This is a genomic window from Pseudomonas sp. NPDC087598 (genome assembly GCF_044743525.1).
Lineage (GTDB): Bacteria > Pseudomonadota > Gammaproteobacteria > Pseudomonadales > Pseudomonadaceae > Aquipseudomonas.
Genome location: NZ_JBIUWQ010000010.1, coordinates 64002 through 78686 on the forward strand (window position 1 = coordinate 64002; position 14685 = coordinate 78686).

The 14685-nt window shown below is 57.4% G+C and carries 15 protein-coding genes; 6 read left to right on the forward strand and 9 right to left on the reverse strand.

Annotated features, from left to right (window positions below):
* Positions 1-31: 31 nt before the first annotated feature.
* Positions 32-1840, reverse strand: coding sequence for a monovalent cation:proton antiporter-2 (CPA2) family protein (locus ACIOWE_RS08150; RefSeq protein ID WP_401389609.1), 1809 nt, complete (start codon positions 1838-1840; stop codon positions 32-34).
* Positions 1841-2083: 243 nt separating this feature from the next.
* Between ACIOWE_RS08150 and ACIOWE_RS08155 the strand changes: the two genes are divergently transcribed.
* On the forward strand, positions 2084-3127 hold the full coding sequence (locus ACIOWE_RS08155; protein ID WP_401389612.1) for a hypothetical protein: 1044 nt from the start codon (positions 2084-2086) through the stop codon (positions 3125-3127).
* 123 nt (positions 3128-3250) lie between these two features.
* A complete protein-coding gene (locus ACIOWE_RS08160; RefSeq protein ID WP_401389615.1) occupies positions 3251-4165 on the forward strand; it encodes a LysR family transcriptional regulator in 915 nt (304 codons plus the stop codon).
* On the opposite strand, the gene ACIOWE_RS08165 is transcribed toward ACIOWE_RS08160, so the two are convergent.
* Together ACIOWE_RS08165 and ACIOWE_RS08170 are read right to left on the reverse strand one after the other, a co-directional pair.
* On the reverse strand, positions 4155-4922 hold the full coding sequence (locus tag ACIOWE_RS08165) for a substrate-binding domain-containing protein (protein ID WP_401389618.1): 768 nt from the start codon (positions 4920-4922) through the stop codon (positions 4155-4157). The genes ACIOWE_RS08160 and ACIOWE_RS08165 overlap by 11 nt on opposite strands.
* Positions 4923-4934: 12 nt before the next feature.
* Positions 4935-6227, reverse strand: a complete 1293-nt coding sequence (locus ACIOWE_RS08170) for an MFS transporter (RefSeq protein ID WP_401389620.1) — start codon at positions 6225-6227, stop codon at positions 4935-4937.
* 543 nt (positions 6228-6770) lie between these two features.
* Here ACIOWE_RS08170 and ACIOWE_RS08175 point away from each other — a divergent pair.
* Together ACIOWE_RS08175 and ACIOWE_RS08180 are read left to right on the forward strand one after the other, a co-directional pair.
* Positions 6771-7079 carry an RcnB family protein gene (locus ACIOWE_RS08175; protein ID WP_401389623.1) on the forward strand — a complete coding sequence of 103 codons (309 nt, stop codon included), beginning with the start codon at positions 6771-6773 and terminating at the stop codon, positions 7077-7079.
* Positions 7080-7335: 256 nt separating this feature from the next.
* Positions 7336-9303, forward strand: a complete 1968-nt coding sequence (locus tag ACIOWE_RS08180) for a DUF262 domain-containing protein (protein WP_401389626.1) — start codon at positions 7336-7338, stop codon at positions 9301-9303.
* An 85-nt stretch (positions 9304-9388) separates the two neighbouring features.
* Here ACIOWE_RS08180 and ACIOWE_RS08185 read toward each other — a convergent pair whose 3' ends face one another.
* A complete protein-coding gene (locus ACIOWE_RS08185) occupies positions 9389-10465 on the reverse strand; it encodes a diguanylate cyclase domain-containing protein (protein WP_401389629.1) in 1077 nt (358 codons plus the stop codon).
* 163 nt (positions 10466-10628) lie between these two features.
* Between ACIOWE_RS08185 and ACIOWE_RS08190 the strand changes: the two genes are divergently transcribed.
* Entirely contained in the window at positions 10629-10967 is a 339-nt protein-coding gene (locus tag ACIOWE_RS08190; protein ID WP_401389632.1) for an FKBP-type peptidyl-prolyl cis-trans isomerase, read from the forward strand.
* A gap of 127 nt (positions 10968-11094) precedes the next feature.
* On the opposite strand, the gene ACIOWE_RS08195 is transcribed toward ACIOWE_RS08190, so the two are convergent.
* From ACIOWE_RS08195 to ftrA, 5 genes are all read right to left on the reverse strand, one after another.
* Positions 11095-11346 (reverse strand): bacteriocin immunity protein, encoded by a 252-nt coding sequence (locus ACIOWE_RS08195; RefSeq protein ID WP_401389635.1) that lies wholly within the window; start codon positions 11344-11346, stop codon positions 11095-11097.
* A gap of 63 nt (positions 11347-11409) precedes the next feature.
* Positions 11410-11721, reverse strand: a complete 312-nt coding sequence (locus ACIOWE_RS08200; protein ID WP_401389638.1) for a helix-turn-helix domain-containing protein — start codon at positions 11719-11721, stop codon at positions 11410-11412.
* A gap of 146 nt (positions 11722-11867) precedes the next feature.
* Entirely contained in the window at positions 11868-12143 is a 276-nt protein-coding gene (locus tag ACIOWE_RS08205; RefSeq protein WP_401389641.1) for a hypothetical protein, read from the reverse strand.
* Entirely contained in the window at positions 12140-12511 is a 372-nt protein-coding gene (locus ACIOWE_RS08210) for a DUF6124 family protein (RefSeq protein WP_401389772.1), read from the reverse strand. The genes ACIOWE_RS08205 and ACIOWE_RS08210 overlap by 4 nt, the downstream gene beginning before the upstream one ends.
* Positions 12512-12957: 446 nt before the next feature.
* Positions 12958-13932, reverse strand: coding sequence for a transcriptional regulator FtrA (gene ftrA / locus ACIOWE_RS08215; protein WP_401389644.1), 975 nt, complete (start codon positions 13930-13932; stop codon positions 12958-12960).
* 101 nt (positions 13933-14033) lie between these two features.
* Here ftrA and ACIOWE_RS08220 point away from each other — a divergent pair, with 101 nt between their 5' ends.
* Complete coding sequence (locus tag ACIOWE_RS08220) at positions 14034-14462, forward strand: rhodanese-like domain-containing protein (RefSeq protein WP_401389647.1); 429 nt, start codon at positions 14034-14036, stop codon at positions 14460-14462.
* Positions 14463-14685 lie beyond the last annotated feature (223 nt).

Below are 14685 nucleotides of genomic sequence, written 5' to 3' on the forward strand. Positions count from 1 at the left end.
AGGCTCCCACATTTTGATATGTCCAAGAAGATCAGGTGTTGCGCGATTCTTCTTCGAGTTGATCCGACTCAAACAGCCGCGCCAGCTCCGCCCGGGCTTCCTGGGCGGTTTGCAAGACTTTGGCGTCGTCGTCGTACACCGCGTGTTGCGCTTCCAGCACCTGTTCGTCGTGATGCTTGAAACGCTTGATCCGCGCATCGGCCTGCGCCTGGGTCAAGCCGAGACCGACCAGTGTGCGCCGGCTCATTTCCAGACTTGAATAATAGGTCTCCCGAATCGCCTCCGCGCCGACATCCACCAAGCGATGTACATGCTGACGGTTGCGCGCCCGGGCGATGATTTTCATGTGCGGGTAGAGCTTGCGCACCACCTCGGCGGTCTTGATGTTGGTCTCCGGGTCATCCGTGGCAATCACAAAATATTCCGCCTCGCCGACCTTCGCCGCATGGAGGATTTCCGGGCGCATCGGGTCGCCATAGAACACCGGCACACCGCCGAAGCTACGCGACAGTTCGATGGTCTCCACCGAGGTGTCCAGCGCGACGAACTTGATGTTTTGCGCACGCAGAATCCGCGCGACGATCTGGCCCATCCGGCCCATGCCGGCGATCACCACACGCGGGGTGTCGGTGTCGATCTCGCGGAATTTCTGTGGCACTTCCACGGGCTGCACCTTGGGGCTGACCAGCCGTGCGCAGATCAACAGCAACAACGGCGTCAGCGCCATCGAAAGGGTAATAGTCAGCACCAGCAAGTCGTACAGGCGCGGCTCGAACAGACCCTGATCGCGGCCGATCTTGAACACCACAAAAGCAAACTCACCGCCCGCCGCGAGGACGATGCCGAGGCGAATCGCGCTGATCTTGTTCAACCCGCCGGCCAGGCGTCCCACCACAAACAGCAGCGGCAGCTTCAGGCCGATCAACAGCAGCGTCAGCCCCAACACGGTGACTGGTGCACTGAGCAGCAGACTCAGATTGGCGCCCATGCCGACGCTGATGAAAAACAGCCCCAGCAGCAGGCCCTTGAACGGCTCGATCTGCGCTTCCAGTTCATGGCGATATTCCGAGTCCGCCAGCAGCAGCCCGGCAAGAAACGCCCCCAGCGCCATCGATACACCGACCAGATCCATCAGCCACGCCGTACCGATCACCACCAGCAGCGCCGTGGCCGTCGACACTTCCGGCAGACCGGTTTTCGCCACCACGCGGAACACCGGGCGCAGCAGATAACGCCCGCCGACCACCACCACGGCGATCCCGCCGAGCACTTGCAAACCGTGATTCAAACTCTCGGCATTGCTGGTGGTGTGATCACCGCCCGCGAGCATCGGCACCAATGCAATCAGCGGGATCGCGGCGATGTCCTGAAACAGTAGAATGGCGAACGCCAGGCGCCCGTGAGGGCTGGTCAGCTCCTTGCGTTCGGCAAGGCTTTGCAGGCCAAACGCGGTGGACGACAGCGCCAGACCCAGCCCCAACACGATTGCACTGTTCAGCGGCTGGCCGAACACCGACAGCGCCAGCACGCCAATCACCGAAGCGGTCAGCAGCACCTGCGCCAGACCGACGCCAAACACCGATTTGCGCATCACCCACAAGCGTCGTGGCGACAGCTCAAGGCCGATGATGAACAGCAGCAACACCACGCCCAGTTCGGAAATATGCGCGACGCTTTGCGGATTGCCGATCAGGCCCAGCACCGACGGACCGATGATCACCCCGGCAAACAGATAACCGAGCACCGCGCCCAATTGCAGACGTTTGGCCAATGGCACGGTGAGCACCGCGGCGAACAGAAACACAACGGCGGCTTGCAACAGATTGCCTTCATGGGGCATGGATTGACTCCTGACAACGGTACGGCGGGGGCGACAAGGATAAGGGCTGAATCGATTCAAGATCCACAGAAGATCCCGCTGCAGAACGGGTTTCACTGATCATGCGGCGTACGTCAGGTGGTATCGTGCAGCCCCGACGCAAGGCGCAGCCGAAGCGTCAGGATCATCTCGATACCCCGTGACGTTACAAGGAGCTTCTCCAGAATGGATTTTAGAACCCTGCTGTGTGCCGGGCTTGTATGTATGACCGCAATTGACGCCAACGCCGAATCCTCGACATTGCCCGGGCACTACTACCTGTCCGGCGTCATGGAAATGGCCGCCGAATTGCTGCTGCAGGCAGACGGGACATTCAAGGCCGGGATGGAATATGGTTCCGCCAGCGGCATGGCCAGCGGCAAGTGGTACGTCGAGGACAACGTCGTCACGCTGGAAAGCCAGGCCAGTGCGCAACCCGCCGAGGCGCTGGCCTTCGAAGAGCCTGGGGAAATCAGCCTGGCGCAACTGGAAGACAATGCCAGGCACTATCCGGATGAACGCGCTGGCCTATGGCGCAACCACTATCTGTTAGAGATGCGCTATGCGCGTTTGCGTGAGGCGCCAAAGGTCCAGCCAGGTTTTGTCTACGTTCAGTTCGACCATGGCGTCAGCGGTCCTTTGCCGTTGGAAACCGGCATCCCGGCCAGACTCTGGCTGCCTTACGATTCACAGAAAACCATCCGCAAAATCGGCTTCAGCAGCGTCAAAAACACCGCGCCCGAGCAGTGGCTGGAGGTCTCGCCCGACACGCGTCTGTTCAGCTTCAACTGGAAAAAACCCAAGCTCCAGCCCATCGTCATCGACAAGCCGCAGGAAGATAAATTGGCCGATGCACAACGGTTTTTACCCGAGGATGAGCAAGGCCGAATTCAGAATCACTACTTGATCGAGCTGTTCCACTACGACCCGGTACCCGCACCGCCGATCAAACCGGTGGACGTGTATTGGCAGTTTGCCGATGGGTCGACTCAGCAGCAGGTCTGGACCGACTCAACTCAGGCCCGGTTGAAGCTGCCCTATACCGGCGCCAGTCCCTTGCAGAAGCTTGGCCTGCGCACGCAAGGATCGACCGAGGACGTGCAGTGGTTTGACGTTGCCGCTGACACGCGATTAATGAAGGTGCAGTGGCAGGCCGAGCACGGTCCCGGAGAGTTGGCGGCGATGTTTGAGGATCTGCAACTGCAGGTCGAACCAAACTGTCTGGCGGTGAGCGGCTGGAGTGACAAGGCCTGTTTCCGTCGGCGCTGATGGCGTGACGCGGCAGTACCCGAACCCGCCCTTGTGGCGGGTTTTTACTGCTTGGCGGCTGTAACAAATTGCATCAATTGGTTACATTTATAACCTCTGCGAATCAATTCCCCGAGTGCGTCCATGGCCATCAACTTCGACCTCAACGACCTGCAAGCCTTTCGCGCGGTGGTCGAGCAGGGCAGTTTCCGCAAGGCCGCCGACACTGTGCGCCTGTCGCAACCGGCGCTGAGCCGACGCATCGAAAAACTCGAAGACGCCCTCGGCGTGAAACTGTTCGAGCGCACCACGCGCAAAGTCAGCCTGACCCAGGCCGGACGTGGCTTCATGCCCAGCGTCGAACGCCTGCTCGATGACCTCGACGTGGCGTTGCTCGGCATCAGCGAAGTCGCCTCGACCCGATTGGGCCACGTCACTGTCGCTTGCGTGCCGTCCGCCGCGTACTACTTCATGCCCCGCGTCGTTGCGCGTTATCACCAGCAATTCCCGCGGATCAAAGTCAAAGTGCTCGACTCCAGCGCCCACGATGTCCTGAGCGCAGTGGTCAATGGCGAAGCCGATTTCGGTTTGAGTTTCATGGGCACCCAGGAAGCCAAAGTCGAATTCGAACCGCTGGTGCAGGAAAGCTACGTGGTCGCCTGTCGCCGTGATCATCCACTGGCCGGGCGCGCCAGCGTGACGTGGGACGAGTTTTATCAGCAGGATTACATCTCGCTGGACAAGACCTCGGGCAATCGTTTCCTGCTCGATCAGGCCTTGAGCAGCGTCGTGCCGCAGCGCCAGAGCATCTGCGAAACCCGTCATGTGACAACGATGATTGGTCTGGTGGAGGCGGGGTTGGGCGTGGCCGCGGTGCCGCTGATGGCAATGCCCGGGCCGGATCATCCGATTCTGACGCGGGTGCCGCTGACCGACCCGCAAGTGATGCGCAGCGTCGGCATCATCAAACGCCGGGATCGCACGTTGACCCCGGCGGCATTGGAGCTGGAGCGGCTGGTGGTGGAGATGAAAGTCCAGCCGCCGACGATCAACGCTTGACCGAGTCCAGCCCGGTGGCTTGCACATCCGTCTGGGCGGCAGGTGCCGCGAGGTAGGCGAGCAGGGCTTTTGCCTCTTCTGGATGCTGCGCACCGAGCGGAATTCCGGCCGCGAATCGCGTCACCGATTGCACCGACTCCGGAATCTTCGCGACAAAACTCACCCCCGGCACCGGCAACAACTCGCTGACTTGCTGAAAGCCCAGTTGATAGTCGCCCGTGGCGACCACCGAGCCCACCGGGATTTTCGGGATCATGTGCGCTTTCGGTTTTAGCTGATCTTCGATCCCCAGTTTCTTGAACAACTGCTGCTCGATGTACACGCCGCTGGCGCTGTCGGAGTAGGCCACCGATTGCGCGTCGAGCAGGGTTTGCTTGAGCGCTTCGACGCTGCCGATGTCCGGTTTCGGCGTGCCTTCACGCACCACCAGGCCGATCCGCGAATCTGCCAGTTCGACCCGCGAGGCCGGGTCGACCTTGCCCTGTTTGATCAAGTCATCGAGGGCGTAGCCGACCATGATCACCACGTCGGCCTGCTCGCCGCGCGCGAGACGATTGGGGATCGCCTCGGGGGCTTTGCCCATCGACGGGCCGAGCGTGGTGTCGAGGGTGTTGCCGGTGGCCGCCGCGAACTTCGGACCGAGGATTTTGTAAGCGGCGGTAAAGCCACCGGAAGTCATCACGCGCACTTCTTCGGCCTGCGCCAAGGCACTGAAAGCGAGGAGGGCGATGGCCGTCAGGTTGAATAGCTTTTTCATCTCGATCGCTCCTTATGCCGTCGCCGGTTGCAGACGACCACCCGCGCGGCGATAGAGGTACAGCGTCGCGCACAAGGCACACAGCGCACCGATGCTCATCCAGTAACCCGGTGCGGCTTTGTCGCCGGTGTACTGGATCAGGAAGGTCGACATTGCCGGCGTGAAACCGCCGAAAATCGCCGTGGCCAGGCTGTAGGCGAGGGAGAAACCGGCGACCCGCACTTCCACCGGCATGATTTCGGTGAGCGCCGGAATCATCGCGCCGTTGTACAGGCCGTAGATAAACGACAGCCACAACAACGACAGCAGCATGTGGCTGAAACTCGGTGCCTGCACCAGGTACGACAGCGCCGGGTAGGTCGTGGCCAACGCCAGCAGCGACATGGCGATCAGTACCGGACGACGGCCGATGCGGTCGGACAGCATGCCGCCAATCGGCAGCCAGAAGAAGTTCGACACGCCGACCAGTAGCGTCACCAGCAACGCATCCGCGGTGCTCAGGTGCAGCACGGTTTTGCCGAAGGTCGGTGCGTAGACGGTGATCAGGTAGAACGCGGTCGTGGTCAGGGCAACCATCAGCATTCCGCCGAGCACCACCACCCAGTTCTGGCCGAGGGTACGGAACACTTCCTTCATGCTCGGGCGATGTTTGCGTGCGGCAAACTCTTCGGTTTCCGCCAGATTACGTCGCAGCAAAAAGATGAACGGCACGATCATGCAACCGACAAAAAACGGAATCCGCCAGCCCCAGTCGGCGATCACATCCGGTGCCATCCACGCATTCAGCGCATAGCCCAGCGCCGCTGCAACGATGATCGCCACTTGCTGACTGGCCGACTGCCAGGCGGTGAAGAAACCTTTGCGGCCCGGCGTGGCGATCTCCGAGAGATACACCGACACCCCACCCAATTCCGCACCGGCGGAGAAACCTTGCAGCAAGCGCCCGATCAGCACCAATGCCGGTGCCAACAGGCCGATCGATTCATAACCGGGCACCAACACAATCAATATCGTGCCACTTGCCATGATCGACAGGGTGACGATCAGCCCTTTGCGCCGGCCGACGTCGTCGATGTAGGCACCGAGCACGATTGCCCCCAGCGGGCGCATCAAAAAGCCTGCCCCGAACACTGCAAAAGTCATCATCAGGGAGGCGAATTCACTGCTCGCCGGAAAGAACACCGCCGCGATCTGCGTGGCGTAGAAGCCGAACAGAAAGAAGTCGAACTGTTCGAGAAAGTTGCCCGAGGTCACCCGGAAAATGGCGCCGGCCCGCGAGCCGCCGTGTGGGATTGAGGCTGTCATAGAAAGTACTCCACCGCTTTTATGACGTGCGCGACGGGAGGGCGGCGCACGGTTTTTATTGGGGCGGATGGTGGCGCAGATGTAACAATCTGTTAATTGCATTGTTGGCATGGATTGATGTGTAAAGCGGATCAATCCCTCGCGGCCAGCACTAAACCTGTGGGAGCGAGCCTGCTCGCGAAAGCGGTGTGCCAGCCAATGAAGATGTTGAATGTGCCGGCCCCATCGCTGGCAAGCCAGCTCCCACAGGTTTCTTTGGTGTACACAACCTTTGTAAACGACCTGATGCATTGTGGGAGCTGGCTTGCCAGCGATAGCGGCCGCACAGACAACTACAATCCTCAGCCCGCCCAGGCAAAAAACAAGGCGCAGTGCCCCCACTGTTCTTGCAGACACCCCGAAACTTTGTGGGAGCTGGCTTGCCAGCGATGGCGGCCGCTCAGACAACTACAATCCCCAGCCAGCCCAGGCAAAAAAACAAGGAATGATTCCCGAGCCCGGTAGTCCGAGTTCAGGTATCACCCACTTCAAGGAGGTTCACCGATGAACAGCAAAACCCTAATCGCCAGACTGGCCCTCGTCGCCGGCATCGCCGGGATCAGCCCACTTGTTCAAGCGGCGCAAACCTCAAACAACACCGTCGAACATTCCCCCACCGGCGACCGTGAGCTGACCATAGGCGACCGCGCGCCGGACGTTTATCAGCGTAGTGAAAAGGCCTTGAAAAATTGGAACCAGAAAGGATTGAAGCAGCCGGAAGACCAGTCGCAGTGGGTACAGATCAATGACAAATACGTGCTGGTAAAGATCACTAACGGGACGATTATGGAAATCAAACCGGTAGAGCGTTAGACAATGTAGCGCTCTAACCATTTTCGTTGAATCGAAGGAATGGTTAGGGCGTAAGACATAACACTTGGCTCCTCCCATAGAGGTTTTGGTAAAAGTTGCTAGCTGAGAAGATATTGGTTTCTGATCACTATTCAGTGATGGCTCTTTGACACTTGCTGATGATTTTAATTAGAATCCGCTTTGTGAAAAAGCATGCAGGGATTCGGCAAGAATATGCCGGGATAACTAAAATATTATCAGCTTAGCGAATCGTCGAATGGAACCGTCAAAACAGCCATTAAGTAAACTTCTTACGATCGAGGGTACGCAGGAAAGCTATCGGGTTCCGAAGTATCAGCGACCTTATTCATGGTCCGCCCGCGACTGGCAACAGTTGGTGGATGATGTGAATGATGATGCAAATGACAAGGAAGGCCACTATATGGGGTCAGTTATTTGCGTAGATGCCAGTTCTGGTGCGCCGGGCGAACCTCGGGTTTATGAACTGATCGATGGTCAACAGCGAATTACCACTATTTCCTGCTTGTTGATTGCTATTTGGTCAAAGCTCAATGAAGTGCTTTCGGCTGAGGTTGATTTGAAAGAGCAGTCCAGTCTGGATGAGGACGATATTGCTGATTTAAAAGCATTGATGGATGATGTTCGTCGTAAGGTGGTACGAGAGCGCAGATATCAAAAAGATGAAAAGATGCCGGTTCATTCAAGCAGGAATACTTTGCTGGGTGATTTTTATATTGGTCGAAAAAATCGTACCGATTATTATTGCCGGATACTGCCGTCGAGTCAGGATTTAAATCGTGTTGATTATATTAATGCTCTGAGTCATTACAGGTTGTTAGCGCTTGTTGAACACGAGGCACCGAGGAACTGGGGTAATCGTCGTATAGCTAAATGCATTCGTTATTTTTCTGAAGAGTTACCCAGCGATGTGACGGCGCTTAAACTGTTGGCCCAACGAGTAAATGCACTGATTTTTATTCACATCAAGGTCGACAGTCATTCTGATGCCTTCAGACTTTTTGAGGCGATTAACAATCGAGGTGTACCATTATCCGCTCTGGATATTATCAAGAACGCAATGTTGGCCACGCTGGAAAGAAATAGCACTGGTGCTATTGATGAGGCTTTCGAAACTTGGTCCGCCATGACCGAAAGTCTGGGACCAGATGCAGGTCTTCATGAAAGCTATCTGCGGCACTTTTATAATGCATTTCAAGTGGAGGCGGGGCGGAGCGTCCCTAATTTTAAACGAGCAACCAAGACCTCGTTGATTTCTATTTTTGAGTATTTGATAAAAAAGGATGCAGGCGATTTGTTGGATGCTCTAGCCCGGCGTGCCAGTTTTTATACTGCTATTACGCAGCCGGAACGTGCAGATATTGCCCCATTGCGTCGCTCGAAACTGTTGAATTTATCGCGCCTGGATGCCAAGCCAAGTCATCAGTTTTTGCTTTATATGTTGGATAGAGAAGAGAATGGGTGTTGTGCGTCTGCTGACGTAAATAAGTCAATCGATTTTCTTTCACGATACTTTGTGCGCCGAAATCTGACCAGCACCCCTGCCACTAACCGTTTAGATGGTTTGTTTATCGATCTTGTGAGTGTTTGTGAAAAGACCATTAAGAAGAGTGGGGGCTTTTCTTATGAGTTGGTTCGCGGCACTTTGCTCAAGGCGAAGGGTAGCGATGCGCCTGCGGACGATGGGGATTTTGAAGAAGCCTTGAGTACTCATATCTATTATTATAACCCGGTCGTTGCTCGTTACTTGTTGTGCAATTATGTGATGGGGCGCGAAACAAAAGAGCGCCAGATTGATTTGTGGCGCAGAGACGACAAAGGGCGATATGTCTGGACAATTGAACATGTTCTTCCTCAAGGTACATTGAAGTCGGGCTGGATTGAGATGTTGGCAGGTGGCGACGTTGAGAAAGCGCTTGAAATTCAGGAACAATTTGCCGATCAAATAGGTAATTTGACACTGTCTGCTTATAATTCAAATTTGTCCAATGCTGAATTGGTTGAGAAGCAGAAGAAGACTTTGGTCACGCTTGCGGGTGATAAGGCTGCTATAGGATATAAAAACGGCTTATTGCTGAATGACTTGAAGTTCAAGGTCGGAAGAAAAATTTCATGTCTCTCAGGTACCGCCAGTTGGAATGATGAGCACATCGATGCCAGGACTGATGTTCTTGTCGAAGCGATGATGTCGGATTATAAACTCTGAGACTTTATCGGCGTTTATTTGAAACGTTAGATTGTCAGGCGAATTTTAACTTGGCGCTATTTAGGTAGCGCCTCGAATTATTCACCTACTCGACCCGAATGTGATTCATCACCTGCCCACCCCCCAACCGATACTGATTATTGCCACTGCGCTTGGCCTCATACATCGCCAGATCCGCAATGTGCAGCAGGCGATCCATGGCTATCGCGTGATCCGGAAATACCGCCACCCCAAGGCTGGTACCAATGTGGCGCTGGTCGTTGCCGATGCTGATCGGGGGCGACAGTTCGATGAAGATTTTCTGGCAGATGCTGCGGGCTTCGTCTTGCAGGTCGAGGCCCGGTGCCAGGCCTTGCAGGATCACGACGAACTCATCACCGCCAATGCGCGCAACCGTGTCGGTGACGCGCAGAATGCGTTTCAGCCGCGTGGCCGTGGTGATCAGGACTCGGTCGCCGGCGGCGTGACCGTAGTGGTCGTTGATGGTTTTGAAGCCGTTGAGGTCGATAAATACCAGAGCTACGCGCGTGTCAGTCTGCCTCGCGTGATCCAGCGCTTCGGACAAGCGTTGTTCCAGCACCAGGCGATTGGGCAGGCCGGTCAGCAGATCGAAATGGGCGAGGTGTTGCAGGTAGCTGGCCGAGGCTTTCTCTTCGGTGATGTCGCGCACCACGCCCATCATTTTGATCACCGCCTCGTGGTCGTTGCGCACCACGTTGCCGGTTTCCCGTAGCCAGCGAATCGTGCCGTCGGGCCAGACCACGCGGTATTCCTCATCGTGGTTTTCACCGGTTTCCAGGCAGCGCAGTTCACCGGCGCGCACCCTGACGCGATCGTCCGGGTGCACGCACGAACAGAACAGCGCATAGGACGGTGTGATTTCGCCGATCTTGAAGCCGAACATGCCGTAGATCGCATCCGACCAGTACAGACGGTCTGAGTCGACTTCCCAATCCCAGGTGCCGATGCGCGCAAAATACTGGCTGCGCTTGAAACGCTCGACATCGCCGTCCTGATGAATGTTCTGGCCTTCGGCGGCACGTGTCAGCAGTTCACGGTATTCGGCAAGTTGCTTGCGCAAACCGCGTTCTCGCCAGATAAGCAAGGCAATGACGGCTAGCATGACCACACCGATGGCGAGGCTGATCCAGAGCAGAGTCATTGGGGAGCTGCCAGCATGGCGAGTCGATCCGGGAGGTAATGGCGGTTGGCTATGTTAATTCTTCATCACTCGCTTCGGATACAGCGTTGATCTGCGCTTACGGGTTGCCATTGACGGGCAATTCTGGGAAAACGGCGGCCAGCTGAACAATAGAGTGAATGTCATGAATGATGAACTGCAGGTAATCGATCTTCAGGTGGGCGAAGGCAAAGCCGCCGTCAAAGGCGCGCTGATCACCACCCACTACACCGGTTGGCTGGAAGACGGCAGCGAGTTCGATTCCTCCCACAGTCGCGGCAAACCGTTTCAGTGCGTGATCGGCACTGGCCGCGTGATCAAGGGCTGGGATCAAGGTTTGATGGGCATGCAGGTCGGCGGCAAACGCAAACTTCTGGTGCCGGCGCACCTAGGTTACCGCGAGCGGACGATGGGCAAGATCCCGCCGAATTCCAATCTGGTGTTTGAGATTGAGTTGCTGGAAGTGCTGACGCGGGATGATTGAGGTAATCGGACTGTTGGTTCGCTTGTCGACGATGCAACTTTAAGGTCTGTTTTCAACCTGACTGACCACTCAGGAAAAACTTTTTGGCCCGCCGAGACAAATGCCAGAGCGGGCCTTTCCTGACTTGTCAGCTCTTGAAACCCTGTAGTCCATTAGCATGGCAATAGTCGCTTACAGCGCGTGTCACACCATCTAGTGAGTCATCCTCGCCAGCCTCCGGGTAGAACAGCAAGTCGCTTCCAGCTGGATGGGGGACAATCTTGTTGAAGTGATCGACGAGCTCACCGCGTTCATCCTCGGTCCGAGCATCTTCAATTGCCTGAATCAGAGACTTGAATTCCTCTTCGGTGTAGTAAGCCAGATGACTCTTTAATTCCATTATTCAACTCCCCTGTGAATGTCGATATGGCGTCTTGGGGTGACGACATTGATGTTGTCCGTATCAAGCCCATTGCAACGGCTGACCCAGCGGGAAGCAAATGTCTACCTCAAGCTTTGCTGCGGCAGACAGATTGACCAGCGCATCCAGAGAGAGCTTGTCGATTTTGCCATTGAGCACATCGTTGAGCCGCGGCTGGGTAATGCCCAAGCGTTTGGCTGCTTCTTTTTGAGGAAGCTCCCAAGCCCGGATGGTCTCGCAAAGCGTGCGCATCAGCTTGGCCCGCAGACGCATATTGGCGGCATCCTGCGGCGTGTCTTCCAGTGCATCCCAGACACTTGAGTAGCGCGGGAAGCGGGGGTGATGTTCCTTCATGCTTGGGCCTTCCTGGGGTTTGGCTTTCAGATATTCGTCGGCAGAAAGAAAGCTTCGCGAGCAGGCTCACTCCTACAGTGATTGCGGTGGTTCTGCAGATCCAGTGTGGGAGCGAGCCTGCTCGCGAAGAGCGATCACGCGGTCAATCAGGCTGCGTGCGCCATCTCGGCCAAGGTGTCGGCCACCGTCCTTTGCAGTGAGGGGAATCGGCGGCTCACTCGGCGCAGCGCCGGCAGGACGGCGTCGATTTCCAGTTCATCGAGTTGGGCGAGGACGGTGACGGCGGAGGCGACGATGGTTTCTCGTTCGCTTTCGAAGAGCACCAGGCAGGTGTTCTGCGCCCAGCGTCGGTCGCGTTCGTTGAAGCCCATGGCTACCAACGCCGCGACGACTTGTGCATCTGTTTTTTGGGTCATGGTCATTGCCTAAGGTCGGGGTCGAGTTTATCGAGGGCGCGGTTGACCGCGAGTTCGCCGAGCATCACCACTTGCTGGATGCCGAGCACGGTGTTGCGGTAGGGCGAGTCGAGCAGGGCGGCGAAGTCGCTGAGCATGATGCTGGCCGAGGCCATGGATTCGCAGGCGTGGGCCATGAGCTCTTCGGTGCCGGTGTTCGGGTCAACGAGGAACATGGTGCTGGGTCTGCGCGGTGGCGAAGGAGGCGTCGGTTTGAGGTAGTGATCGAGGGCGCGTTCGGCGGCGTCGTGGAGTTTTCTGGAGCCCGGCGTGGAATAGGGGGACGTAGGATTTGGATCGATTTCCGCGCCTGTTTCGGGCGGGTTCGGAGTAATTTGAACATATGCTGGGAAACCTCAATGAGGCTGACGCCGTTCTGCGACTAAACATTAGGTGGCAGCTATACGCAGGTTAGTCGACCGGGATCCCAAGCATTACCGGCGCGCTCGAAAGCGCCCTGCGCATAGCCGCCATTGAGTGCAGGCATGGAAATGCCAGACTGAATAACAGCTTGCGAACTTGAGAAAACACCGAGCGACTAAACCCGATCACTGAACATTCAGCGACGCGAACCAAGTTACCGGCACCCCTCAAGCCGCACAAGCCGGCGGATTCTGGCGTAGTTGTAGGCAAAGGCGCAAGGCGCTGTAGCCTCATGGCTGATGCCTAAATGATGCTGCGTTTTACCGGATGCCTTCGCGAGCAGGCTCGCTCCCACAAGGGCAAATGCATTTCAAAAGGTGGGAGCGAGCCTGCTCGCGAAGAGGCCCTGAAAATCACCTCAGGAACTGACCTTCACCCCACGCCCAAACCGCTCCCGATACACCGACGGCGGCACTCCCACCACCCCGCGAAACGCCACACGAAAACTCTCCACTGACCGATACCCGCAGCGCTCGGCAATCTGCTCGGTGTTGTGCGCCGTGCTCTCGAGCAACTCCCGCGCTCGCGCCAGCCGTTCATGCTGCAACCACGCCTTGGGCGACTGCCCGTTGGCCTCGGTGAACCGCCGCAAAAACGTGCGCTCGCTCATCGCCGCTTCACTGGCCAGATCGCGCACCTCCAACGGCTCATGCAAGCGCTCGCGCGCCCACTGCATCACCCGTGACAGATCGTTGCGCGGCGTTGGGCTGACCGGCGTCGGAATGAACTGCGCCTGGCCACCGGTACGCTGCGGCGACATCACCAGTCGCCGCGCCACCGAGTTGGCGACTTGCGTGCCGAAGTCCCGCGCCACCAGATGCAGACAGGCGTCAATCCCGGCCGCGCTGCCCGCCGAAGTGATCAATTGGCCTGAGTCGACGTAAAGCACATCCGCATCGACTGCAATTGCCGGGAAGCGCTGCGCCAGTTCCGTGGTATAGCGCCAATGCGTGGTGGCGGCATGCCCGTCGAGCAGGCCACTGGCCGCCAGCACAAACACCCCCGAGCAAATCGACAATAACCGTGCGCCACGGGCATGGGCCTGACGCAAGGCATCGAGCAGCGCTTGCGGCACCTCGGCATTGCGATCACGCCAGCCAGGAATGATGATGGTGCGCGCCTCGGCGAGCAGTTCCAGACCGCCATCGGCCAATACCTGAATGCCGCCCAAGGCACGCATCGGGCCTTGATCGACCGCCGCAATGGCGTGCGTGTACCACGGGAAATCGAACTCCGGCCGGGCCAGGCCGAAGATCTCCACGGCAATGCCAAACTCGAAGGTGCAGAGGCCGTCGTAGGCCAGAATTGCGACCAGACCTGGTGATGTCGGCATTTGGCGGAAAATTCCCGGTGAGTGTCTTGTCCGCCACTGTAGCGGCAAGCGGGCGCTCGATAAAGTCTGTGCACACCCGTTCAGATAAAGGAGCAAACCCCATGACCAGTCTGGTTCGCGACATCCCTGCCGCTCCGTCGGCAATCGCGCTGATGCACTTCAGCAATCGTCTGACCTTCGAAACCGATTGTTCCGACGTCTTCAGTAGCCAGGAGGCCGGTGAGGTGGATTTTGTCCTGGTCGACGTGCGCGGGCCGCTCGCCTTCGAACGCGGGTATGTGCCGGGGGCGATCAATTTCCCGACGCGGTCGCTCACGGCAGAGGCGCTGGCGGGCTACCCGAAAACCACGTTGTTCGTGGTCTATTGCGCCGGCCCGCATTGCAACGGCGCGAACAAGGCTGCGGTGAAACTGGCGGCGTTGGGGTACCCGGTCAAAGAGATGATCGGCGGCGTGACCGGATGGCTGGATGAAGGCTTCGAACTGAGCGTGGCTACAGCGGCAAACACGCCCATCCCCTGCGAATGCTAATGCCTTTGTAAGAGCTGCCGAAGGCTGCGATCCTTTGATCTTGTTGCTAAAAAACCAGGTCAAAAGATCGCAGCCTGCGGCAGCTCCTACAGGGGATTTTTGTGCTGTTTGAGGGCTTGTCCTACAGCCTTTGCACCACGACGGCGCGCCTGTTGACTCCGGTCAATCGGCTCGCCGATTTTCTATAAGTATTTGTCGCTTCAACACAATTTACCCTGTGCGC

Coding starts and splice junctions, on each gene's coding strand:
- ACIOWE_RS08150 (WP_401389609.1), bottom strand. CDS start 1,840: ATGCCCCATGAAGGCAATCTGTTGCAAGCCGCCGTTGTGTTTCTGTTC.
- ACIOWE_RS08155 (WP_401389612.1), top strand. CDS start 2,084: ATGACCGCAATTGACGCCAACGCCGAATCCTCGACATTGCCCGGGCAC.
- ACIOWE_RS08160 (WP_401389615.1), top strand. CDS start 3,251: ATGGCCATCAACTTCGACCTCAACGACCTGCAAGCCTTTCGCGCGGTG.
- ACIOWE_RS08165 (WP_401389618.1), bottom strand. CDS start 4,922: ATGAAAAAGCTATTCAACCTGACGGCCATCGCCCTCCTCGCTTTCAGT.
- ACIOWE_RS08170 (WP_401389620.1), bottom strand. CDS start 6,227: ATGACAGCCTCAATCCCACACGGCGGCTCGCGGGCCGGCGCCATTTTC.
- ACIOWE_RS08175 (WP_401389623.1), top strand. CDS start 6,771: ATGAACAGCAAAACCCTAATCGCCAGACTGGCCCTCGTCGCCGGCATC.
- ACIOWE_RS08180 (WP_401389626.1), top strand. CDS start 7,336: ATGGAACCGTCAAAACAGCCATTAAGTAAACTTCTTACGATCGAGGGT.
- ACIOWE_RS08185 (WP_401389629.1), bottom strand. CDS start 10,465: ATGACTCTGCTCTGGATCAGCCTCGCCATCGGTGTGGTCATGCTAGCC.
- ACIOWE_RS08190 (WP_401389632.1), top strand. CDS start 10,629: ATGAATGATGAACTGCAGGTAATCGATCTTCAGGTGGGCGAAGGCAAA.
- ACIOWE_RS08195 (WP_401389635.1), bottom strand. CDS start 11,346: ATGGAATTAAAGAGTCATCTGGCTTACTACACCGAAGAGGAATTCAAG.
- ACIOWE_RS08200 (WP_401389638.1), bottom strand. CDS start 11,721: ATGAAGGAACATCACCCCCGCTTCCCGCGCTACTCAAGTGTCTGGGAT.
- ACIOWE_RS08205 (WP_401389641.1), bottom strand. CDS start 12,143: ATGACCATGACCCAAAAAACAGATGCACAAGTCGTCGCGGCGTTGGTA.
- ftrA (WP_401389644.1), bottom strand. CDS start 13,932: ATGCCGACATCACCAGGTCTGGTCGCAATTCTGGCCTACGACGGCCTC.
- ACIOWE_RS08220 (WP_401389647.1), top strand. CDS start 14,034: ATGACCAGTCTGGTTCGCGACATCCCTGCCGCTCCGTCGGCAATCGCG.